A 22,845-nucleotide genomic window follows, 5' to 3' on the forward strand; every position below is an offset into this window, starting at 1 on the left:
GTTCGAAATTCCTAATTCGCAGCGCAAAAGCGATATTTATGAAGGCGTATATATTCTGTGTCAGTCTCGCAAAATCATTTTCAATTATTCGGATTAGCCGAACAATTTGATATCGACCTAAACCAGCTTTCCCGCACTTACCGCAATATCCAACGTAATACTCATCCAGATCGCCACGCGCATGCGTCGAAACGTGATCAGCTGCTGTCAATGCAATATACCGCGAACATTAATGAAGCCTATGAAACACTTTCTTCACCGCTAAAGCGCGCCAGTTATCTGCTCAAGTTGAAAGGGATGGATTTGAGTGAAGACAATTCAACCAACATGGATCCGGCGTTTCTAATGCAGCAAATTGAGCTACGCGAGGAACTCGAAACAGCGCGCCACTCCACTGATCCTGAGTCAGCGCTGGAGAAAATCGGGAGTAAGCTACGAGAGCAATTACAGGATTACGAGACATTGTTCAGGCAACAGCTGGCAGAAATATCACCAGAAACACTGGATAAAGCTGCCGAACAGGTTAAAAAAATGCAGTTTATCGTTAAAATGCAACATGAAGTGGAGCGCTTAGAGGAAGAGCTGCTCGATTATTAATTAGCTCACCCATGGACACTGCAGAGATTTAGAGAATTACCTATGGCCCTGTTACAGCTTTCTGAACCCGGACAAAGCCCTCAGCCCCACCAGCATAAGTTTGCGGTGGGTATTGATTTAGGTACAACAAACTCACTGGTTGCAACGGTGCGTAGCGGCAGTGCGGCGGTGATCTCGGATTTGCAGGGGCGAAAATTATTACCCTCGGTGGTGCGCTATAGTAAAGATGGTGTGGTTGTTGGCGAGGAAGCGAAACAAGCTGCCAAGCAGGACCCATTAAACACTATTAGCTCAGTGAAACGATTGATGGGCCGAGGTGTGGCTGATGTCAAAACCTTTCGCGATCAGATGCCCTATGAGTTTATTGAAAAAGAAGTGGGCGGAATGCCCTATATTCGAACTGTCGCGGGCGATGTCAGTCCGGTCAATGTTTCCGCAGAAATATTAAAAGTGCTAGCACTGCGAGGTGGCGAAGCGCTCGGCGGTGAGCTGGACGGTGCGGTGATTACGGTGCCAGCCTATTTTGATGAAGCACAGCGCCAGGCAACTAAGGATGCCGCAAAGGTTGCCGGTTTAAATGTGCTGCGCCTGTTGAATGAGCCGACTGCAGCAGCCGTCGCTTATGGACTGGATAAAAAAGAAGAAGGCATTATTGCGGTTTATGATTTGGGTGGCGGTACCTTTGATGTTTCAATTCTTAGATTACAAGCAGGTGTCTTCGAAGTGTTATCTACGGCGGGTGACACGGCTTTAGGGGGTGATGACTTTGATCACGCTATTGCCGAATGGCTGGTGCAGAAAGCGGGCATAACACAAAATTTAAATCATTCCGAATCGCGTGATCTGTTGCAGCTGGCCTGTCAGGTGAAAGAGCGGCTGACCACAGAAGCAACAACCAGTTTAAGTTTTAGCTGGGGTCAGGAAACCTGTCAGTACGATATTACTAAAGCTGAATTTGAACAGCTGATTGAGCCATTGGTGGCCAAAACGCTGAAAGTTTGTAAGCGTGCTCTACGAGATGCCAAACTTAAGGAGCAGGATATCGATGATGTCGTAATGGTCGGCGGTTCAACCCGGGTACCCTATGTGCGCTCTCGGGTTGCTGAAATGTTCGGCTCGCGACCGATGGTAGAGATAGACCCTGATGAGGTGGTAGCCATTGGTGCGGCGATTCAAGCGGATGTTCTGGTGGGTAACCAGTCCGGCGAAGAGATGCTGCTGTTGGATGTCAATCCGTTGTCTTTGGGTATTGAAACCATGGGTGGTTTGGTGGAAAAAATTATACCGCGTAATCTCACCATTCCGATTGCCAAGGCGCAGGAATTTACCACTTACAAAGACGGTCAAACCGCCATGGCAATTCATGTCTTACAAGGCGAGCGTGAGCTAGTGAGTGATTGCCGCTCGTTAGCGCGTTTCGAATTACGGGGCATTCCGCCAATGGTAGCTGGTGCAGCGCGCATTTTAGTGACCTTTCAAGTGGACGCTGATGGTATTCTCAGTGTTTCCGCCAAAGAGCAAAGTACCGGCACCGAGAGTAGCATTCAGGTGAAACCTTCGTACGGCTTGAATGACGAAGAAATTACCCAGATGATCAAAGACTCGATTGACTATGCACAGCATGACGTTGCCGCAAGGCAATTACGTGAAAAACAAGTGGAAGGAGAAGCCTTGCTGGCCAGCGTGACTAATGCCTTGGCTGAAGATGGTGATGAACTGCTTAGCCCTGATGAGCGTGGGCTACTGACAGGCAAAATAGCTGTTTTGATGCGCGCCCTCACCAGTCAAGATCTTAACGAGATTACCCGAGAAATAGAGCAGGTGAGTGATGCTAGCAGTGAATTTGCCTCTCGCCGTATGGACGCAAGCATCAAAAAAGCGTTATCGGGAAAATCTTTGAATAACCTGGAGCTGGATAAACAAGCACGGGACCAACAAGAGTAGCAATAGATAATTTGTAGGATAAACCAATGCCACAGGTAATATTTTTACCCCACACCGAAATCTGCCCAGAAGGCGCTGTGATTCAGGCTGAAACCGGCGATAACCTGATCGAGATTGCGCTCAAAAATGATATTGAAATCGAGCATGCGTGCGAAATGTCTTGCGCCTGCACAACCTGCCACGTCATTGTCAGAGAGGGTTTTGGTTCACTGATAGAGTCGGATGAGCTAGAGGATGATTTGCTGGATAAAGCCTGGGGGCTAGAGCCTGATTCACGCCTAAGCTGCCAAGTAGCAGTGGGTGAAGAAGATTTGGTGATTGAGATTCCGAAATACACCATCAATCAGGTGTCTGAAGCCAAAATTTAACAACCCCTAATACAGAGGTGTAGCATGAGTCTGAAGTGGATTGATGTGCAGGATATAGCAATAGAGTTAGTGGATTTGCATGATAATGTTGACCCTCTGACCATCAATTTTGTGGATTTGCGCGACATGGTGATGGCGTTAGAGGATTTTGATGACGATCCCAATCATTGTGGCGAGAAAATTTTGGAGGCCATTCAAGCAGCTTGGATAGAAGAAGCCGAATAGGCATAGGACGACAATCCCTTCTCAGTAGTTAACTGAGCCATCTTATCTCATTTCGATTGAAACTGATCTTTGTGCGGTGTGGGCAAAGACTTTTCATACTATTTCTACTAAAAAACCCTTATAATCCGCGATCTTGAATACTATCCACTCATTTTATTAAATTATTTCCAGGAGATTTAAAATCAATGGCCGTTGAGCGTACGCTTTCTATTATTAAACCCGATGCCGTAGCCAAAAATGTTATCGGTGAAATCTACAGTCGTTTTGAAAAAGCCGGTTTAAAAATTGTTGCTGCGAAAATGTTGCATATGGACGACGAGAAAGCCGGAGGCTTTTATGCAGAACACCGCGAGCGTCCTTTTTTCAAAGATTTAGTTGGCTTTATGACCTCGGGTCCCGTCGTAGTGCAGGTTTTGGAAGGTGAAAATGCCGTAGCTCTGAACCGTGAGCTAATGGGTGCGACCAACCCTAAAGAAGCGGCAGCTGGTACGATTCGAGCTGATTTTGCACAAACTATCGATGCTAATGCGGTGCATGGTTCCGATTCGCCAACGTCAGCGGCGCGCGAAGTCGCTTATTTCTTTGAACCCAATGAAATTTGTGCACGCTAATTCATATTATTGATGGCCCCCGCGAATAATGGCTATGTCTATTACAGTTAGTTCGGCACAAGCAGGTAAGACCAACCTGTTAGGCATGACCCTTGAGCAATTAGAGGCATTTTTTCTTGAGGTCGGGGAAAAACGTTTCCGCGCCGCGCAAATCATGAAATGGATACATCATCATGGCGTATCTGATTTCAATGAAATGACCAATGTTGGTAAAGTTCTGCGTGAACGTTTGGCTCAAGTAGCTGAAATTCGCGGACCAAAAGTGGTGCACGAGCAACGTTCAGAAGATGGTACCACCAAGTGGGTGATTCGGGTTGATGGTGGCAGCTGCGTAGAGATGGTACTTATTCCGGAGGGCGCGCGGACGACGCTTTGTGTTTCATCACAGGCTGGATGTGCGCTTGATTGCAGCTTTTGTTCTACGGGAAAGCAGGGGTTTAATCGCAACCTGACGGCGGCGGAAATTATCGGTCAAGTCTGGATTGCCAGCAAAGCCCTGGCAAAAGTGAAGGGTACAAATTATAAAACCATCAGTAACGTCGTGATGATGGGTATGGGCGAACCATTGCTGAATTTTGATAATGCCGTAGCAGCGATCAAAATCATGATGGATGACCTGGGTTACGGCATTTCCAAACGGCGCGTCACTCTCAGCACGGCCGGAGTCGTGCCTGAAATTGATCGGTTGCGAGAGGTGACCGATGTTTCATTGGCAATTTCTTTGCACGCTCCAACGGATGAGCTGCGTAACGAGCTGGTGCCAATCAACAAAAAATATCCCATTAAGGAACTGATCGCTGCCTGCCAGCGCTATCTTAAGGTGATGGGTGAGCGACGTGTCATTACCATAGAATACACGCTGATTGACGGTGTGAATGATCAGCCTGAGCAGGCACGGCAACTGGCGCAATTATTACGCAGTCTGCCCTGCAAAATTAATCTGATACCTTTCAATCCATTTCCCAATACTCGCTATAAGCGGCCACCGCGAAAGGTAGTATTGGCCTTCCAGCAAATTTTAGCGAACGCGGGCTATACGGCGACCATGCGCACTACGCGTGGGGATGATATTGATGCCGCCTGCGGCCAATTGGTGGGGCAGGTAGAGGATAAAACGAAACGAAGCGCCCGCCACATAGCAATGGCGAACCTGTAACAATTTAGAACAATGGCAGGAAATTCCATGAATCGCAAAGCTCAGCTCATGACTAAAATACTCTGCTGGACAATTTCGGCACTGTTATTAACCGCGTGCGTTACTACTACCGAGAGCAAACGTTTTGGCGATAACGCTGACTCAGATAAAGCACTGCAACAGTACACTGAGCTCGGTTTGCGCTACATTCAACAGGGTAAAACAGTGGAAGCTAGGCGACCACTCAAACGCGCATTAGAGATTGATGCTAAATCTCCCGATGTTCATCATGCACTAGCCATATTATTTCAAAATGAGCAGGAATCGGCTTTGGCAGATCAGCATTTTTTGAAAGCGTTGCAGTACGGACCTGATCGAACCAGCTTTCGCAATAACTACGCGGCATTCCTGTTTGGTCAAAAGCGGTATGCGGAAGCTTGTCATCAATTTGAAAAGGCGGGCGAAGATACGCTCTATGATAATCGTTCTGCTGTTTATGAAAACCTCGGCGTGTGCTATCTGGAGCTAGGCCGCAAGGACGATGCGCTCACGGCTTTTGAGCGCGCGATATCGATAAATGACGCACAGCCCCGCGCCCTGCTGGAGGCAGCACTGATCTATTTTGAACAGGGTAATATTGCCGCCAGCACAAAATATCATCGTCAACATCAACAGCTGGTGCGCTTTAGGTTTACCCCTAACTCACCACGAAATCTCGCGCTCGGCGTCGAGTTGGCGCGTAGTAATAACGATAAAAATGAAGAAGCAAGCTATCTCCTAATGTTGAAAAACATGTTCCCCAACTCAGATGAATATCGACGTATTCAAAAATAAGTAGCTTAATGACTGGGCCAAAACTGCACACTAAGGATGGGGAAAGCATTCAAGCGGCGGACTGTGGCGCCAAGTTCATGGCAGCGCGCGAAGCCGCCGGGCTCAGTCGTGCAGACGTTGCTGCTAGGTTGAATTTAACGATATCTTATATCGAGTTTATCGAAACGGAGCAGTTCGAACGTCTGCCTACAGCGACCTTTACAAAGGGATATATTCGTAACTATGCCAAATGTTTAGCGCTTTCCGAGGCGGCAATGCTAGAGCGTTATCAAGTCTATGTGGATGGTTTGATCGCACCAGACGGCCCTTTTATGCGAGTCACTAAACAGGTAAAACCGAGTGATCCGGTTGTAAAAGGGGTTACCGTTGCGATCCTTGTAGTGGTACTTGCTCTGTCAACGCTTTGGTGGCGTACTCAACAGGATCAGTCAGGTGTAACCAGTGAGGGGCAGGAGGGGCTGCAAGAAAATACCCTTAACCCAACTGCTGAGGGGCTTCAATCCGCTAGAGACGAAAAGAATGCCTTGCCATTAAGTGCTGTGGAGGAAAGTCTTCTTGGCGAAGCCACAGATGCATCACCAATGGCAGATATGCAAGAGAGTCATCTTGAAATCGGCAATGTCGAAGAGGTCATGTCTGCAGAGAATGGAAATGCTCCAACCATTAAGGGGGGGCGTTTGATGGCGGTATTTAATCAGGATAGCTGGATCGAGGTAAAAGACGGTAGCGGTCGGCGTCTGTATACCGGCACAAAAAAAGCAGGGGAAAGATTACAGCTCATGACAACAGATATTTTTGATTTGGTGGTAGGAAATCCAGCGGCGCTCGAATTAACCTATAATGACGCTCCGGTTGATCTGACGGAGTACATAGACAGACGCGCCACCGCTAAATTCAAACTGCAATAAATGTGGATTCGCGATTCTATAAAGCGGCGCCTGTATCGGTTAACATAGCCCCCCTAATATTCAATGAATGACGAAGGAACCCCGTTTTGGGCAAAATAAAAGCAATACGTGGTATGAACGATATTCTGCCGGAACAAACACCGCTCTGGCAGTTTCTTGAGGATTGCACTCGCCGGGTGTTATCGAGCTATGGCTACCAACAGGTTAGGCTACCGATTGTTGAGCAAACCGAATTATTTAAGCGTTCTATAGGTGAAGTCACGGATATTGTCGAGAAAGAAATGTATAGCTTCGACGATAGAAATGGTGAAAGTTTGACCTTGCGCCCAGAAGGAACGGCTGGTTGTGTACGGGCTTGCGAAGAGCACGGACTGACCTTTAACCAAATTCAACGCCTCTATTATAGCGGCCCTATGTTTCGCTACGAGCGCCCACAGAAGGGGCGTTATCGGCAGTTTCACCAAATCGGTGTGGAAACCTTTGGCATGGTGGGACCGGATATTGACGCAGAATTAATCTTGCTTAGTGCTCGACTGTGGCGGGAGTTGGGCATCGACAATAGTGTACGTTTGGAAATTAACTCTCTTGGCTCTGCGCAGGCAAGAAAACAGTACCGTGATCAACTGGTTGATTATCTGGCTGACTATCAAAAAGATTTGGATGTGGACAGTCAACGCCGTTTGAACTCGAACCCACTACGTATTTTGGATAGTAAAGACGCTGGAACACAAAAACTGCTTAATGATGCGCCTAACTTCGCTGATTATATCGATCAGGATTCTGCCGAGCATTTTAGTGAATTAAGGAAGATTTTGGATGACAACGGCATTCGTTATCAGGTTAACCCACGGTTAGTTAGGGGTTTGGATTATTACAGCAAAACGGTATTCGAATGGATTACCGATGATCTCGGGGCGCAGGGCACCGTTTGTGCCGGGGGGCGTTATGATGGTCTGGTAGAGCAACTGGGCGGTAGGGCTACACCTGCGGTCGGTTTTGCTATGGGTATTGAGCGTTTAGTGTTAATGTTGCAAACTTTGCAGCGCCAACCCGCTGATGTCAATAAAGTAGCCGACCTATACTTGGTTAGTGCCGCCGGTGACGCACAAAGATGGGCGCTAACAATCGCTGAGCAGTTACGCGATGCACTGGTCAACATACGGGTGCAGACGAATTGCGGAGCCGGTAGTTTTAAAACGCAGTTAAAGCGCGCGGATAAGAGCGGGGCCGAATACGCACTGATCATTGGCGAAGATGAATTAGCTGCCGCCGAATTATCAGTGAAACCTTTACGTGGAAATGGTGAGCAGGTAAGGCTGAAAGCCGAACAATTAGTAGATTATCTGAGACCCTTGATGAATTAGTAAAAGTGAGAATAGGAGCAAGTAGGTGGACGTTTATCGTACCGAAGAAGAACAAATTGAGGCCTTAAAGCGCTGGTGGCAGGAAAACGGCAAGTCGTTGCTGATAGGTATCGTATTGGCGCTGATGGCCGTTTATGGCTACAAGGGCTGGGAGAATCATAAGCAAAGTGAGGGCGAGGCTGCTTCAAATATTTATTTTGACCTCATGGATGCTGTCTCAATTGCTGAGCAGAATCCCAACGATGAGAATTCGGCGACCATCAACCACCTGGTGGCACAGTTAAAAACCGACTATACCAACTCCACCTATGCTATCTATGCTGCCTTGATCGCTGCGAAGCAGGCTGTCGTGAAAGATGAGCTGACGACGGCTGAACAGGAATTGCAATGGGCTTTAACTAAGACTGAAAAAGGCACCTCAATCTATCTGATCACGCAATTGCGACTGGCGCGGGTAATTTTTGCACAGGGTGGCGAAGATAATGCAAAACGCGCATTGGCTTTGCTTGAGGGCCCCGTTGCCGCTAGCCACAGCGCCAGTTATGAAGAAGCAAAAGGCGATATCTATGTTAGCCTGGGACGCTTGGACGAAGCTCGCTCAGCTTACCTAAAAGCCATCGCTGATGCCGAAAGCAGTGGTGTCCAGCGACCGTTGCTACAAATAAAATTAAATGATTTGGCTCAGGGGGATAGCTGATGAAAACGACATTGCGATTAACGATAGCCCTGTTGTTGATTTCCAGCATCTCCGGTTGCGGCTTTTTCGGAGGCATTTTTGCCGATGACGATGAAGGCCCAAAACCAGCGCCGCTAGTTGATTTTGATACAAAATTACAGGTAAAAAATGCATGGTCCGCCAATGTTGGTGATGGCGTAGGTGAAAAGTACATCAAAATAGTACCTGGTATTGATGAAGGTAAGGTTTTTATCGCCGATGTCAGTGGCCAAGTGCTGGCATTAAATCGTCAAACGGGTAAAAACGCTTGGCGCGTAAAGCTACGTGAGCCGGTCAGCGGTGGTGTTGGTGCAGGTTTCGGCTACCTATTTCTAGGAACCAAAGATGGTAAAGTCATTGCACTGAATCAGGCGGATGGCTCCAGAGCATGGCAAGCCAATGTATCCAGTGAAATCCTCTCGGTGCCGAAAACTAACGGCGAAATTGTGGTGGTGCAAACTCTTGATGAGAAAATCTATGGATTAGATCAGGCCACGGGTGAGCAACGTTGGTTTTACGAGAGTATCCTACCGGCCCTTACTTTGAGAGGTAGCAGCAGCCCGGTGGTTTCCGGCAATGTCGTCGTGATTGGCCTCGCCAATGGTAAAGTGGTGGCATTGGATGCCGCTTCTGGTCGAGCCGCTTGGGAAAAACGACTTTCGGTGCCTCGTGGGCGCTCCGAACTGGAGCGTATGACGGATGTGGATGGTGATTTGCTGTTGCAGGGTGATGTAGTTTACGCCACCAGTTTTCAAGGCAAGGTAAGCGCGATTGAACTGAATACTGCACGGATGCGATGGCAGAAAGAAATATCCAGTTATCTTGGGCCGGACGAAGGCTTTGGCAATCTCTACGTGGTTGATACCGAAGATAATATTTATGCTTTGGATCAGAAAACCGGTGACAACGTATGGAAGCAGAGTGACCTGAATCACCGACAGGTTACTGCGCCGACCACTTTCGGGAATTATCTGGTAGTAGGTGATTTTGAGGGATATGTACATTTTATGTCTCAGATAGATGGCCAATTTGTGGCGCGTAAGAAAATTGATGGTGATGGCATTCGCAGTACCATGGTAGCAAGAAAAGATATGCTCTATATCTATGGTAACAGCGGCAAAATTGTTGCATTGAAAATTGTTGAGAAGTAAAAATTAACTGAATACGATAGTTGTGGCGCGCTTGTGGTGTCTAGAGTATTCAAGATAAAGCACTTTGCGTCAGTGCGTCGCTGCCAGCGGAGCACTTGCGCGCTCGTCTAATAAAGAATTCCCAGTAGGTTTATAAGCATGGTCCCCGTCATCGCTATTGTGGGTCGCCCTAATGTGGGCAAATCGACACTCTTTAATCGTCTGACGCGATCTCGCGATGCATTGGTAGCTAACTATGCCGGATTGACACGCGACCGCAAGTATGGCGAAGGTAAAGTTGGTTCGCACCCCTATATCGTGGTTGATACTGGTGGCATCAGCGGTGATGAAACGGGTATTGACTCAATGATGGCCGGACAGTCCTTGCAGGCTATTCAAGAGGCAGATGCAGTACTCTTTCTGGTTGACGCACAGGCCGGTTTGACCGCAGCGGACCAGATGATTGCCAAGCATCTACGTAAACTGGATAAAAGCGCCTATCTGGTCGTTAATAAAACTGACGGGCGAGAAGAAAACGCCGCTGCTGCTGAATTTCATGAAATAGGAATGGTTAATTTCCATTGCATTGCGGCTTCGCAAAACCGTGGTGTGCGCAGTTTGATCGATGCGGTACTGAGCGACTTCGACTTGCCGGAGCAAGCAGAGCATGGCGAAAACGCCGAGGGTGGCATACGGATAGCGGTCGTGGGACGGCCGAATGTTGGTAAATCCACACTGGTTAACCGCATGCTGGGCGAGGATCGCGTGGTGGTTTTTGATGAGCCAGGCACCACGCGAGACAGTATCTATATACCCTATATGCGTTTCGATAAACCTTATACTTTGATTGATACCGCTGGGGTAAGGCGACGCAAGAATATTAAAGAAACCGTCGAAAAATTCTCGATTGTTAAAACACTACAGGCAATTCAGGATGCAAATGTAGTGATTGCGGTGTTTGACGCACGTGAGGGAATTGTTGATCAGGATCTACACATGCTGTCTTTTGTACTGGATGCCGGACGCTCTCTGGTTATCGCGCTGAACAAATGGGATGGCATGGAGCATGACGATAAAGAGAAAGTAAAAAAAGAAATTGAGCGGCGCTTAGATTTTGTTAATTACGCAAAAATCCATTTTATTTCCGCCCTGCATGGTTCTGGTGTAGGGGAATTGTACGGCTCTATTGATCGTGCCTACCATTCAGCCATGAGCAAATGGCCCACCAATCAGCTTACTCAGCTATTAGAAAAGGCTGTTGCTCAACATGCGCCGCATATGGTGAAAGGGCGTCGTATTAAATTGCGTTATGCGCACCAGGGTGGTTCCAATCCGCTGCGAATTATCATTCACGGCAATCAAACAGAAGCAGTACAAAATAGTTATCAGCGCTATTTGGAAAGGACGTTTCGACGAGAGTTGCGTGTTGAAGGTTCTCCCATTTTTATTGAATTCAAGACAGGGGATAACCCTTACGAAGGCCGTAAAAACAAGTTAACCGGACGACAGGTGAAGAAGAAGCAGCGTCTGATGAAACATGTAAAAAAGAAAAAGTAGGAATGAACAGCAATGAATACCGATAGTGCAGAAACACACTTTATTCGTAAAACCTTTCCGGTCGGGCCACTGCAGTGCAATTGCAGCATCATTGGCGATAAGCTCACGCAAAAGGCCATTATCATCGATCCCGGTGGCGATGCTCAGAAAATTATGGACGAAGTAAAAGCCTTGGGTATGAAAATCATTGCGATTATCCACACTCATGCTCATCTTGACCATATCCTGGCGGCTGGTGAAATCAAGAAGGCAACAGGTGCACCTCTCTATCTACATAAAGGTGATAAATTTCTCTGGGACGCCCTTGAATCACAGTGTCATTCCTTTGGAGTTCCCTATCAGCCAGTTCCTGACCCCGACCAGTGGTTAAATGACGACCAGGATCTTCACTGCTGTGGTGGTGTGACACTGCATACACCAGGCCACACACCTGGCTCAATGAGTTATTGGTTTGCTGATCAGAAATTACTCATAGCTGGTGATACACTGTTCCGGCGCTCAATCGGCAGAACTGATTTTCCCGGTGGGGATTTTGCCACCATTATGCGCTCGATTCGGGAACGCCTGATGATTTTGGATGAAGATACTACGGTTATTACTGGGCACGGACCGGCAACCACCATTGGAGAAGAGCTGCGCGAAAACCCCTTTATTAATCAATAGGTTTTGGGTTTTAGAGGTTACTTGAATGGAAGGGTTTGTTTAAAAGGAAAGTAATCTAGTTGCAAAATACCTTTGCTGAATGTTGTTAGGGTTGGTATTAGCGTAATAAAATCCGCCGTTGCTTACTTGCCTTTTACCTTCAAAAGATCAAGTGCCAAAGCTTCGGCCACTTTAATACCATCTATCCCCGCGGATAGTATTCCTCCCGCGTATCCGGCGCCTTCTCCGGCGGGAAATAATCCGCTAGTATTTACGCTCTGGAAATTTTCCTCACGTTTAATACAGATGGGTGAGGATGTTCGAGTTTCCACACCGGTTAACAGTGCGTCGGCCATGGCAAAGCCTTTGATTTTTTTATCAAAGGCCAGAATGGCCTCACGGATAGCGGTGATGGCGAACTCCGGTAACGCTGCCGATAAGTCGCCCAAAGTGATATTGGGTCGGTAAGATGGTGAGACTTCAGCGAGTTGCTGAGATGGCCTGTTTTGGAGGAAATCACCCACTAGCTGTGCCGGAGCATTGTAATTGGAGCCGCCTAATTGATAGGCTTTGGCTTCAAGTGTTCTCTGTAGGTCGATGCCAGCTAACACATGCTTTGGATAGTCTTGCTCCGGCGTAATGCCTACCACGATAGCAGAGTTAGCATTGCGCTCATTGCGTGAATACTCCGACATACCGTTGGTGACAACGCCGCCTGCTTCAGAGCTGGCGGCAACCACCGTGCCACCGGGGCACATACAAAAGCTGTAAACGCTACGGCCATTGGCGCAGTGATGCACCAACTTGTAATCGGCGGCGCCCAATATTGGATGACCGGCCTGACTTCCAAAGCGGGCTTGATCAATCAGTGCTTGAGGGTGCTCTATGCGAAAACCAATGGAAAAGGGTTTGGCTTCGATATAGATGCCTTGATCTAACAACATCTGGAATGTATCGCGCGCACTATGACCGACTGCCAATATGACATGTCTGCTATATAGGGTTTCACCGTTACTTAAGGTCAGCCCGGTAATTTGCTGATGCTGGTGTTTTCCTGTTTCCAGTTGAATGGTTTCAACTTTGCTATCAAACCGTATTTCTCCGCCGAGGCGAATAATTTTGGAGCGTATATTTTCCACCATCTTAACCAGTTTAAAAGTACCGATGTGTGGTTTGCTGACATAGAGTATTTCTTCCGGCGCGCCTGCTTTGACAAATTCGGCTAAGACTTTTCGGCTCAAATGACGTTTATCCTTGATCTGGCTATAGAGCTTGCCATCGGAAAAGGTGCCTGCACCACCTTCGCCAAATTGCACATTCGACTCGGTATTTAAGATACCTTTGCGCCAAAAATTCCAGGTCGCTTTAGTGCGCCGCCTGACTTCCTGGCCTCGTTCCAGCACGATTGGTTTCAGACCCATTTGCGCCAGTATTAGCGCCGCCATCATTCCGCAGGGACCAAAGCCGATGATTATCGGACGTTGTTGGTTTGGCGAAGGGAAGTCTTTGCTGATTGGTGTGACAAAATGATAATCAGTGTCGGGGCTGGGTTTGACAAATGGCTGATCAAAAAATACTTCTAAAACCCTTGTTTCGGATGGTTTATTAAGAACAACATCCACTTGATAAATTAACTGGATATTGGATTTATTGCGGGCATCAATACTGCGTTTACAGATGCTAAAATTCAGTAGATCTTGGTGAGAGATTGCCAGTAATTTAATAATTTCAGCGGGCAAATCCGCAGCCGAATGATTAAGGGGTAATTTAATTTCACTGACTCGTAACATGGCAGATTTGATGGCACCTTGGTTGGAAAGAGCGAGCAGGAAAGTCTAGCATGAGAAGATAGGCGTGCGTGTGAGAATCTATTGATAAAACAAACGATGAATTAAAAGACTGCACAGAAAGAAAGTGTTAAAGCTACTGCGCGCTATTCTCTATTTCTCAAATTCTGGGTGCGGGATATTTATGGTAGCGACCTAGCGCTAAAACATCCTATTTTTGTTTTGCCTCACCGGTCGCTCGAATGTTATGCAAAGGTTTCAGTCTTTGGATTTTTCATTTTGAGATAGATCCGCTGGCTTTTCACTCAGTATCTTGTGGCCTGAAAACATTGCAGATACTAGGTTACCGCCTTCGCGCAACTCAGTTACTACCACTGCCAGAATATGGAGTGAGGCGAGAACAAGCAGCACATAAAAACCATAGTAATGAATGGTGATAAAGGGTTTGCGGAATGCCCGCATCGCTTCATAAGCGATCTCATCATACATTTCAGGAGCATAGGGAACCAGTAACGCCGGATCAACTTCGGCGGCGGCCACCCAGTTGGCGATCCACGAACCGATGGGTGGATAAAACAAATCCGTGCCCGCCAGTACCAAACCAGTGATGGCTTGTATCACCAGTAGGAGCAGCAGACAGGTAACGGCAATTCGGCCAAGCGGGTTATGCCCGATATATTGGCGTGGCCGACCTGCAATAAAATCGGAGATATAGCAACGTAACTCCGTCAAATAACCATTGCCGCCAGGCAGGATCGCCCGCCAGCGCGCATGCGCCCCACCAATGAAAGCCCAAATCAGGCGCCATAGCAGATTTAGCGCGAATACATAGCCGATCCAGACATGTATGGTTTTTAGCAGAATTTTGCCGTCGTTAGTAACGCCTAGCGCCTTAGCGTTAAGAATGGCAACACCCACGGCGATCAGCCCCAGAATACATAACAGATTAAGCCAATGAAACCAGCGCACACTGGCATCCCAGACGGGATAGGTTTTCAAATCACTCATAACACGGCTTTCTCGTTCAGTCAGTCCGCTTATTAAAACCCTTCGTTTGACTGTAGGCAATGACAAATATCAGCTTTTCCGAAGAGATGTTTAGCCTACACTTTAGCGGACCTCCGGGTTCGGTCAAATACTTTTCCGTACCCGGATCAATTGATAGCTTGCGTATTAGAACTTCAGGTTGACCCCCGCATAGACTGACCTTCCCATGCCGGGTACAGGGGTTCCCCAAGCAATACCAGTGCCCGACATCGTCTTGCCCTGACCGGTATAGGCACCGCCCAGTGGATCGTTGTAGAACTTGTCGAACAGGTTTTCAATACCAATGTCGACGCGCAACTGTTTCCATTCATAACTGCCGCGCAGGTGGAAAAGCCCGAAACCGCTGGTTTTCAGTTCGTTGCGAACCTGCGATACCTCGTCTTTCTGATCGACGAATTCCATTTCAGCGGTAGTGGTCCATCCCGCCAAACGGTGATGCAGAGCGAATTTAGCGTTCAGTGGCATGATGTTATAGAGGTTGTCACCGGTTTTATCGTTCTCGCCATCCAGGTAGGCGATGACACCGCTTGCTTCCAGGTTGCCATATTTTTGCGATTCAACCAGTGCCAGGTGACCGGAAAGATCCAGTCCGTACAACCGGGCGCGTTGATTTACAAACTGTAGATAAACAAACTCACTGGTCTCAGTCAGGTTGCCAGCTGAGCAGGTGCCGCCCAGCGCAACAGCGCAACGCTCTGCATCAATATAGTCCTCGATATGGGTATAGTATGCAGTCAGTTTTATCCCCCAGTGTTGATGATCGACATCATGCCAGTCGGCGGTAAAGCTTGCTCTGTAGGCCACTTCCGGATCCAGCGCTAGGTTACCCACGTAGCCATTGCCGTCTCCCACCATGTTAATCATGCGCATCGACATGCCATGCGTTGACCAGCTGTAGCGTTCATACAGATTAGGCGAACGGGTTTTTTGGGCAAGCCCAAACTCGTAGCTTTGGCGGGGCGATGGTGTGAAACGGGCCAGTAGTGTGATGTCAAAGTTGTGATCAGTCTTGTCACGGTCAGCCGTGTTGAAAGCCGCTTCCGCAGCTGGGCTGTACAGAGGACTATAACCCTGAATTTCATCGGCATTCATTTTAACTTCTTCGTGCCGTACCCCTAACTGTGTCAGCCACTGGTCGCTCCAGTGGGACTCCCACTCGGCAAACAGAGCCAGACGGTCACGCTGCCCGTTGTTGATATTCCAGAAAACATTGGGCCACATACCCTTACCGGAAGGATCCCACCAGTCATCCAGGGTGTATTGTTGGCTTTCAATTCCTACACGCAATAGATTATTTTGGCTTAGCGTAATATTTCCTTTGATGGAAAAGCCGATATTCTCTCCTTCGGTATCCATTGGCATTCCAGCAGCACAGCCATTCATACCGCCGGCTGGGATGCAGGCAGTCCCATCAGAACCGGGTATATTGTTCGGGCCATACCAATAGAGCTTATCATCATAAAACTGCATTTTATGGCGGGTTTGTTCGTAATAGGCCTGGGCCTCCAGAATGCCCCAACCATATTGGCCTTCATACTTGATGCTCGCCTGCTTGCTGTCGTTGTCAGTCATATCCATACGCTGGTTTGGCCAGCCCTGGTAGGGAATATCCTGTACCCCGAGTTTGAGCTGAACCAGGTGGTTTTTGTCAATGCGTAGCCCCAGCTTGAGCGACTGGTTAGTCGATTTATACATGCTTGAACCGACTTCATCATTATCCAGTGAACCCCTGCCAGCCGCGGCAGGGCCAGCCGGTTTGAAATTATCAGCAGCACTGTAGTTATCGGCTTGATCCATAGAACCCTGGTAGCTCAGGTTGAGTCTCTCTCCGGCAAAGGTCATCGCAATATTAACTCCCTGAGCATCTCCGTTACTGCGATAAAAGGTACCTGCCTCCCCTTTAAAAAGAGATTCACCGTTGCTAGCAAATTCGGGTGCCAGGGAGTCAACCTGTATGGAGCCCCCAATACTGTCACCACCGATACTAACCGGAACAATACTGGTGAACACTTGGGCGCTTCCGACGTTGGAAGCGCCAATATAGGAGAGAGGCGGGTTCATGTGGTTACCGCAAGCAGATATCAAGTCCATACCATCGACTTTGATACGCAAACGATCGTCCGCTAGGCCGTGTATCGCAGGGAGACTGGATACACCTCCCGCACTATAGAGATTGACACCGGGTACTTTGCCTAAAAGACTTGCGGTATCGCTGGTGGAAGAGATCATGGCTTTAATGCTCTTTTGATCCAGGCTATGCATGCTGTTTGAATGTGGAGAGTGGATGCTCGTGGCCTGGACTTCAATCTCCTCGAGAGAGTCAGTGTTCATTTCCTGAGATGCCTGTACAAACTGGCAAGTTGTGAAAGCTGCGATAGCGGCAGCCAGGACGCTTTTCTTATAAATCATTACTCTGTGCCTTATTTGTTTACGTACTAAAATGCATGTCGATAGTTATTTATGAAAGGAAATTCATCGGACAATGTCTTAAAACGGCGCAGTATAATGATGATCAACCAGGGTTAGAATGTGACATATTGTCGCAGGGAAATGCAGAATAATAAGGTGGTCATCTTCTGGCCGGGGTTAGAACTTTACCTGATCTTGGCGACGATCTTGGTTGAAAGTAGTACGGCCTTAACGACAGTTATGATTCAACCAATCAAGGTTAAATTGATGTAAAGATATCTTTCGGGTCGATAACCTAACAGTCCCGAGGAGAAATAATCAAGATGGTTATTTTTAATTTGATATTAAGGCTACCTCCATTTAATATATTAGCATATACTAAATTAGTGATGACTTTTTAAAGCTGAATCTGCCACATTCATTAGTGGTCTTTAGCCTGATTTATTCACGAGCTATCCTAATTTCTTTGAGTGACCGTCCTTATGATTAAAGTACTGAACAAGAGGTGCATCGAAATGAAACACGCATTATTAACTTCCCTTATGGTGTCGTCGCTGTTTTTTGTTATGAGCCAGGCACATGCAGCCGAACCGGTAACCGATCAAGAAAGAGTGCAAGTACAAAAGCAAGAGCCAATTTACGGTAGCCAATTGATGACGCGAAAAGAACGCACGGAATTCCGTACAAAAATGCGCGCAGCAAATACTGTTGAAGAACGGGAGCAAATCCGCAAGGAGCACCATGAGGCTATGCAAGAGCGGGCCAAAGAACGCGGTGTGTCGATACCTGACAATCCGCCAGCCAAAGGGGGAAAGATGGAATACGGAAACCGTAAGGGGGCAGGTGGTGGAAAACACTCCGGCGGGGGCCGTGCGCGCTGATGTGGTATCAGCCGGCACCATGCCTCAATACAGGCAAGAAAGAAGACACGTTTTCGCCTATTTATTTACCAAAATCGGATATTCACATGACCATAAAAGTATTTGCCCGTGCGTCGACTTTTCTTATGTTGCTGGCTACCGCTGCTCCGCTGGTTGCCAAGGAACCTATTGAACCGATAGCACCGGTAAAAGAAATTAATCTGGCAAAAGTTGAATTGGGTAAAAAGCTCTATTTTGATCCACGCTTATCAAAGTCTGGGTTTATCTCCTGTAACTCGTGCCATAATTTGAGCGTGGGTGGTACTGATAACCTCAAAACCTCTATTGGACACAATTGGCAACAGGGTCCCATTAATGCGCCAACGGTGCTTAATTCGAGCTTGAGTATCGCTCAGTTTTGGGATGGTCGAGCCGCCGACCTCAAAGCACAGGCGGGCGGACCTATCGCTAATCCGGGTGAAATGGCATTTACCCATACCCTGGCAGTGGAGGTATTGCATTCAATCCCTGAGTATGTGACGGAGTTCAAACAGGTATTCGGTAGAGAAGGCCTCGATATTGACCAGGTGACAGAAGCAATTGCTGAGTTCGAGAAGACGCTGGTCACACCAAATTCCCGTTTCGATCAGTGGTTGCTGGGTGATAAAAGCGCACTCACCACCGAGGAGCTGTCAGGCTATCAGTTGTTTAAGGATTCGGGTTGCGTTGCCTGTCATCACGGCCCGGCGGTAGGGGGGAGCTCTTTCCAAAAAATGGGTGTGGTTAAGGCTTACCAGACTGCAAATCCGGCTGAAGGGTTAAGTGCTGTTACCGGCAAAGACGAGGATCGTTTTAAATTTAAGGTTCCAACATTACGTAATGTTGAGCTCACCTATCCTTACTTTCATGATGGTGAAGCGCAAACCCTTAGCCAAGCCGTTGATATTATGGGACGTTTACAGTTGGGTAGAAAGTTTAGTTCGACTGAGAATGCAGCGATCGTTGCATTTCTTAAAACACTGACCGGTGAGCAGCCCTCTTTTGCATTACCTCTCCTGCCGCCGTCAACGGATCATACGCCGCGGCCTCGACCGTTTGAATAAGTTGTCTCCTTTTCTAAGTTTGGGCGGGAGATGATTTATGGGGTGGAGCTAGAAGAGATTGCGGGTACAGTGCACACAAATCCGAAAAGAAATGACTGAAATAAGGTTTCTCGTAACCTTTATGACATTTATAAAAAAATAAGTGGATAATTAACGTCATTATTGTGTGATTTTTTCCGGTTGAGCGTATCTCCTGGCCAGGAAATATTCATGCAGTCAGTAATTTTTCGTAAGGAAAGTGCCAATGGATATGTTGTATCCCGTTACCATTATGATGGCTGCGGCAGTTCTGGTGGTATCCATTTCGAGAAAGTTCGGTTTTGGTTCAATTCTCGGATATGTTTTGGCCGGGACTATCATCGGGCCATGGGGATTAAATTTAATCAGGGATTCGCAGAGTATATTGCACTTCTCTGAGATAGGAGTTGTTTTACTCTTATTTATCATTGGGTTGGAACTAAAGCCCTCGCGCCTATGGGTATTAAGAAAGGCAATTTTCGGTATGGGGGCTGCGCAGGTATTGCTCTCCACGCTGATCATAACGGTCATTGCTAAACAATTTGTGGCTACCTGGATGGCTGCGAGTGTAATCGGCTTCGGTCTATCGCTTTCCAGTACGGCATTTGCACTTCAACTCTTAGCAGAAAGGCGAGGCCTGGGAACGCCGTATGGACGATCCGCGCTTCATATTCTGCTGTTCCAGGATATTGCGGTCATACCGGTTTTGGCCATGATGCCATTAATCGCGGTCGAGGATATTGGCAGACAAGTTATTTCGTTGGGTGATGTTGTCAAAACGATCGCACTTATTGCTGTTTTTTGGTTGTTTGCCCGCTTTTTGCTACGGCCTGCTTTGCGCTTTGTTGCCGCCGCGCGAATACATGAAGTCTTTACTGCCGCCGCACTCTTGTTAGTGCTGGGATCGGCTTTGCTAATGCAATCAATAGGAATATCAATGGCGTTAGGGGCTTTTCTGGCAGGTGTGCTGGTGGCTGATTCCGAATACCGACATCAATTGGAGGCGGACATTGAACCATTCAAAGGGTTGTTGTTAGGGCTTTTTTTTATGGCGGTCGGGATGTCCGCCAATTTAGGCTTGTTTACCGTACAAGCAGCTACTATTTTGTTCATTGTTGCCAGCCTTATCCTGGTTAAGTTCATGATCCTGGTTGTTATTGCCAGGCTAGCGAGTTTACAAAGCAATAATGCCCGGTTATTGGGGCTGTATTTAAGCGAGGGAGGGGAGTTCGGTTTTATTTTATTTACCCTGGCGGCGGACTATCAGCTGTTAACCGCTGAGTTAAGGGACTTACTTGTCGTTGCAGTGACACTATCTATGGTAATGACACCATTAATTCTGCTGTTATACGAAAAAATAATGCGGAAAGTTTCACAACCAGCTGAAGTGCCGGCTTACGATATTATTAATACTGCCGAAACCGCTGATTCAAAAGTTGTCCTTGCCGGTTTTGGACGTTTCGGTCAGATTATTTCAAGAATATTGCGTACGCAACATATCCGCTTCACCGCCATTGAAATCGATCCGGGGCATGTAGACTTCGTTCGTCGGCTTGGAAATCAAGTTTACTATGGCGATGCATCTAATAAGACATTACTTGAAGTCGCTAATACCAAAAAAGCAGAAATTTTTGTGTTGGCGGTGGGGAATGTTGAAAACTCTATTAAAATTGCTGAGCTGGTTCGTCGTGAATTTTCCAACGTGCGATTATTCGCCCGGGCCAGGACACGCAAACACGAAATGCGCCTGCGGGCCCTTGGCGCGGAGGTAATCATCAGGGATACCCTGTTGTCCAGTATGTATCTTGCAGAGAAAACACTCACTGCACTGGGGTTTACACCGGAACAGGCTACGACAGCAAAGGAGCGCTTTTATGCGCATGACTGCGCCACCCTGGACAAACAGTTTGCCTATCGGGAGGATCAACAAATGCTGATCCAGACATCACGGGAGTCCGCTCAAGAGTTGGAACGGTTATTTTCGGAGGATGAGCTTGGGAATAATGTCAAAACGATAGAGAATGTTGCTGGCCAAGGAGTTGATTCGAAAAAAAGCTAGAACCCTAATACCTCTTGTCGTGACGAATATCATTTTGTCCCTAATAGATAATCGAACTGGCGACGTTGATGTGCGAGCTTGCTATCATGGCACAAATTGATCATGCACCTAGCGAAAGAGTAATAAGGGCCCTTATGACTTACATTCACGACACTATCCTCAAACTCCAGAAGACCAGCCCAGCGCAAGCAGAATTTTATCAGGCTGTCGAAGAGGTTTTGGATTCTTTGCAGCCCGTCCTCGAATCTAATGAAAAGTACAAACATCATGCCATTATTGAGCGTATTGTCGAACCCGAACGTCAGATTATGTTTCGGGTACCCTGGGTCGATGATCAAGGTAACGTACAGGTCAACAAAGGCTATCGTATCGAGTTCAACTCTGCGCTAGGACCCTACAAAGGAGGTTTGCGGTTCCACCGAAGCGTCAACGCCAGCATTATTAAATTTCTCGGATTTGAACAGATTTTTAAAAATGCGCTAACCGGATTACCTCTCGGTGGTGGTAAAGGCGGAGCAAACTTCGACCCAAAAGGTAAATCTGATAGTGAGATCATGCGGTTTTGCCAATCCTTTATGAATGAATTGTATCGTCACATAGGACCCACGACTGATGTGCCAGCAGGTGATATTGGCGTAGGAGCTCGAGAGATCGGTTATCTGTTTGGTCAGTATAAGCGACTCACAGGACGCTATGAAGGTGTGCTTACGGGGAAAAGTTTACTCTGGGGCGGTTCACTCGTGCGCAAGGAAGCCACAGGTTATGGTTGTGTTTATTTTGCACAATATATGCTCGAAGACAAGGGCGATTGCTTGGCGGGAAAAACCTGTTTGGTGTCGGGTGCCGGGAATGTGGCCATTTACACCATTGAAAAGCTCTATCAATTGGGCGCCTGCCCGGTTACCTGCTCCGACTCTAGCGGTACAATCTACCATGCAAAAGGGATTAATCTAGATACATTAAAGCTGTTAAAAGAAGTGCGAAAGGTAAAGCTTGATGTTTATCTGGAAGCTCATCCGGAAGCTCAGTTTATTTCAGTGGATGAGTATCCGCCCGATGGCCATGCGGTATGGCGTATCCCTGGAAATCTAGCTTTTCCCTGTGCAACCCAGAACGAACTGACCGATGCTGACGCTGAAGCGTTAGTTGCTAACGGTTGTCTGGCGATATCTGAAGGCGCCAATATGCCTTCCACACAAGATGCCGTGGATACCATTCTCAAGGCCAAAATTTGTTATGGCCCGGGCAAGGCAGCTAATGCGGGAGGCGTCTCTACCAGTCAGCTGGAAATGGCGCAGAATGCCAGTATGCAGTGCTGGAGTTTTGATGAGGTGGATAAGAAGTTGAAAGTCATCATGGCGAATATTTACCGAAGTACGCGCGATACCGCCATCGAATTTGGCGAGCCTCACAACCTGGTGCTCGGCGCCAATATTGCCGGTTTCCGTAAAGTGGCAGATGCCATGATTGAGCAGGGTGTTGTTTAACAACATTCCCGCTATAGCAAACAAAGAGCGCTGGAATAGGTCAAT

General features: G+C 47.5%; 19 protein-coding genes and 1 pseudogene. 17 read left to right on the plus strand and 3 right to left on the minus strand.

Annotation, left to right across the window (positions count from 1 at the left end; genetic code table 11):
* Positions 1-57 precede the first annotated feature (57 nt).
* The 13 genes from hscB to H6995_03240 all read left to right on the plus strand — a co-directional run bounded on the left by hscB (position 58) and on the right by H6995_03240 (position 12,051).
* Positions 58-597, plus strand: a complete 540-nt coding sequence (hscB, locus tag H6995_03180; GenBank protein MCP5213994.1) for a co-chaperone HscB — start codon at positions 58-60, stop codon at positions 595-597.
* Positions 598-639: 42 nt separating this feature from the next.
* Positions 640-2,541, plus strand: coding sequence for a Fe-S protein assembly chaperone HscA (hscA, locus tag H6995_03185; GenBank protein ID MCP5213995.1), 1,902 nt, complete (start codon positions 640-642; stop codon positions 2,539-2,541).
* A 26-nt stretch (positions 2,542-2,567) separates the two neighbouring features.
* Positions 2,568-2,909: an ISC system 2Fe-2S type ferredoxin gene (gene fdx / locus H6995_03190; GenBank protein ID MCP5213996.1), complete on the plus strand. Its 342-nt coding sequence runs from the start codon at positions 2,568-2,570 to the stop codon at positions 2,907-2,909.
* A 24-nt stretch (positions 2,910-2,933) separates the two neighbouring features.
* Positions 2,934-3,134 carry a Fe-S cluster assembly protein IscX gene (gene iscX / locus H6995_03195; protein ID MCP5213997.1) on the plus strand — a complete coding sequence of 67 codons (201 nt, stop codon included), beginning with the start codon at positions 2,934-2,936 and terminating at the stop codon, positions 3,132-3,134.
* Between the two features lie 185 nt (positions 3,135-3,319).
* Positions 3,320-3,745: a nucleoside-diphosphate kinase gene (ndk, locus tag H6995_03200; GenBank protein ID MCP5213998.1), complete on the plus strand. Its 426-nt coding sequence runs from the start codon at positions 3,320-3,322 to the stop codon at positions 3,743-3,745.
* A gap of 34 nt (positions 3,746-3,779) precedes the next feature.
* Positions 3,780-4,901: a 23S rRNA (adenine(2503)-C(2))-methyltransferase RlmN gene (gene rlmN / locus H6995_03205; protein MCP5213999.1), complete on the plus strand. Its 1,122-nt coding sequence runs from the start codon at positions 3,780-3,782 to the stop codon at positions 4,899-4,901.
* A gap of 27 nt (positions 4,902-4,928) precedes the next feature.
* Positions 4,929-5,714 (plus strand): type IV pilus biogenesis/stability protein PilW, encoded by a 786-nt coding sequence (gene pilW / locus H6995_03210; protein MCP5214000.1) that lies wholly within the window; start codon positions 4,929-4,931, stop codon positions 5,712-5,714.
* Positions 5,715-5,722: 8 nt separating this feature from the next.
* Complete coding sequence (locus tag H6995_03215; GenBank protein ID MCP5214001.1) at positions 5,723-6,622, plus strand: helix-turn-helix domain-containing protein; 900 nt, start codon at positions 5,723-5,725, stop codon at positions 6,620-6,622.
* Between the two features lie 86 nt (positions 6,623-6,708).
* Positions 6,709-7,986: a histidine--tRNA ligase gene (gene hisS, locus H6995_03220; protein ID MCP5214002.1), complete on the plus strand. Its 1,278-nt coding sequence runs from the start codon at positions 6,709-6,711 to the stop codon at positions 7,984-7,986.
* 25 nt (positions 7,987-8,011) lie between these two features.
* Positions 8,012-8,683, plus strand: a complete 672-nt coding sequence (locus H6995_03225; GenBank protein ID MCP5214003.1) for a tetratricopeptide repeat protein — start codon at positions 8,012-8,014, stop codon at positions 8,681-8,683.
* Positions 8,683-9,852 carry an outer membrane protein assembly factor BamB gene (gene bamB, locus H6995_03230; GenBank protein ID MCP5214004.1) on the plus strand — a complete coding sequence of 390 codons (1,170 nt, stop codon included), beginning with the start codon at positions 8,683-8,685 and terminating at the stop codon, positions 9,850-9,852. Before H6995_03225 ends, bamB begins: the two co-directional genes overlap by 1 nt.
* Positions 9,853-9,990: 138 nt before the next feature.
* The gene (gene der, locus H6995_03235) at positions 9,991-11,388 is read left to right on the plus strand and encodes a ribosome biogenesis GTPase Der (protein ID MCP5214005.1); all 1,398 of its coding nucleotides are present in this window, start codon (positions 9,991-9,993) and stop codon (positions 11,386-11,388) included.
* Between the two features lie 12 nt (positions 11,389-11,400).
* A complete protein-coding gene (locus H6995_03240; protein ID MCP5214006.1) occupies positions 11,401-12,051 on the plus strand; it encodes an MBL fold metallo-hydrolase in 651 nt (216 codons plus the stop codon).
* Positions 12,052-12,173: 122 nt separating this feature from the next.
* On the opposite strand, the gene H6995_03245 is transcribed toward H6995_03240, so the two are convergent.
* The 3 genes from H6995_03245 to H6995_03255 form a co-directional block, all read right to left on the minus strand.
* Positions 12,174-13,820, minus strand: coding sequence for an NAD(P)/FAD-dependent oxidoreductase (locus tag H6995_03245; protein ID MCP5214007.1), 1,647 nt, complete (start codon positions 13,818-13,820; stop codon positions 12,174-12,176).
* A 255-nt stretch (positions 13,821-14,075) separates the two neighbouring features.
* On the minus strand, positions 14,076-14,825 hold the full coding sequence (locus H6995_03250) for a cytochrome b/b6 domain-containing protein (GenBank protein ID MCP5214008.1): 750 nt from the start codon (positions 14,823-14,825) through the stop codon (positions 14,076-14,078).
* 165 nt (positions 14,826-14,990) lie between these two features.
* Complete coding sequence (locus tag H6995_03255) at positions 14,991-17,273, minus strand: TonB-dependent receptor (GenBank protein MCP5214009.1); 2,283 nt, start codon at positions 17,271-17,273, stop codon at positions 14,991-14,993.
* Between the two features lie 620 nt (positions 17,274-17,893).
* Here H6995_03255 and H6995_03260 point away from each other — a divergent pair.
* The 4 genes and pseudogenes from H6995_03260 (at position 17,894) to gdhA (ending at position 22,800) form a co-directional block, all read left to right on the plus strand.
* A pseudogene (locus H6995_03260) lies at positions 17,894-18,073 on the plus strand (hypothetical protein).
* A gap of 167 nt (positions 18,074-18,240) precedes the next feature.
* Positions 18,241-19,236, plus strand: a complete 996-nt coding sequence (locus H6995_03265) for a cytochrome-c peroxidase (protein ID MCP5214010.1) — start codon at positions 18,241-18,243, stop codon at positions 19,234-19,236.
* A gap of 244 nt (positions 19,237-19,480) precedes the next feature.
* Positions 19,481-21,313 carry a cation:proton antiporter gene (locus H6995_03270; protein MCP5214011.1) on the plus strand — a complete coding sequence of 611 codons (1,833 nt, stop codon included), beginning with the start codon at positions 19,481-19,483 and terminating at the stop codon, positions 21,311-21,313.
* Positions 21,314-21,447: 134 nt separating this feature from the next.
* Positions 21,448-22,800: an NADP-specific glutamate dehydrogenase gene (gene gdhA, locus H6995_03275; GenBank protein ID MCP5214012.1), complete on the plus strand. Its 1,353-nt coding sequence runs from the start codon at positions 21,448-21,450 to the stop codon at positions 22,798-22,800.
* Positions 22,801-22,845 lie beyond the last annotated feature (45 nt).

This window comes from Pseudomonadales bacterium, from assembly GCA_024234615.1.
In the GTDB taxonomy this organism is placed as follows: domain Bacteria; phylum Pseudomonadota; class Gammaproteobacteria; order Pseudomonadales; family IMCC2047; genus JAJFKB01.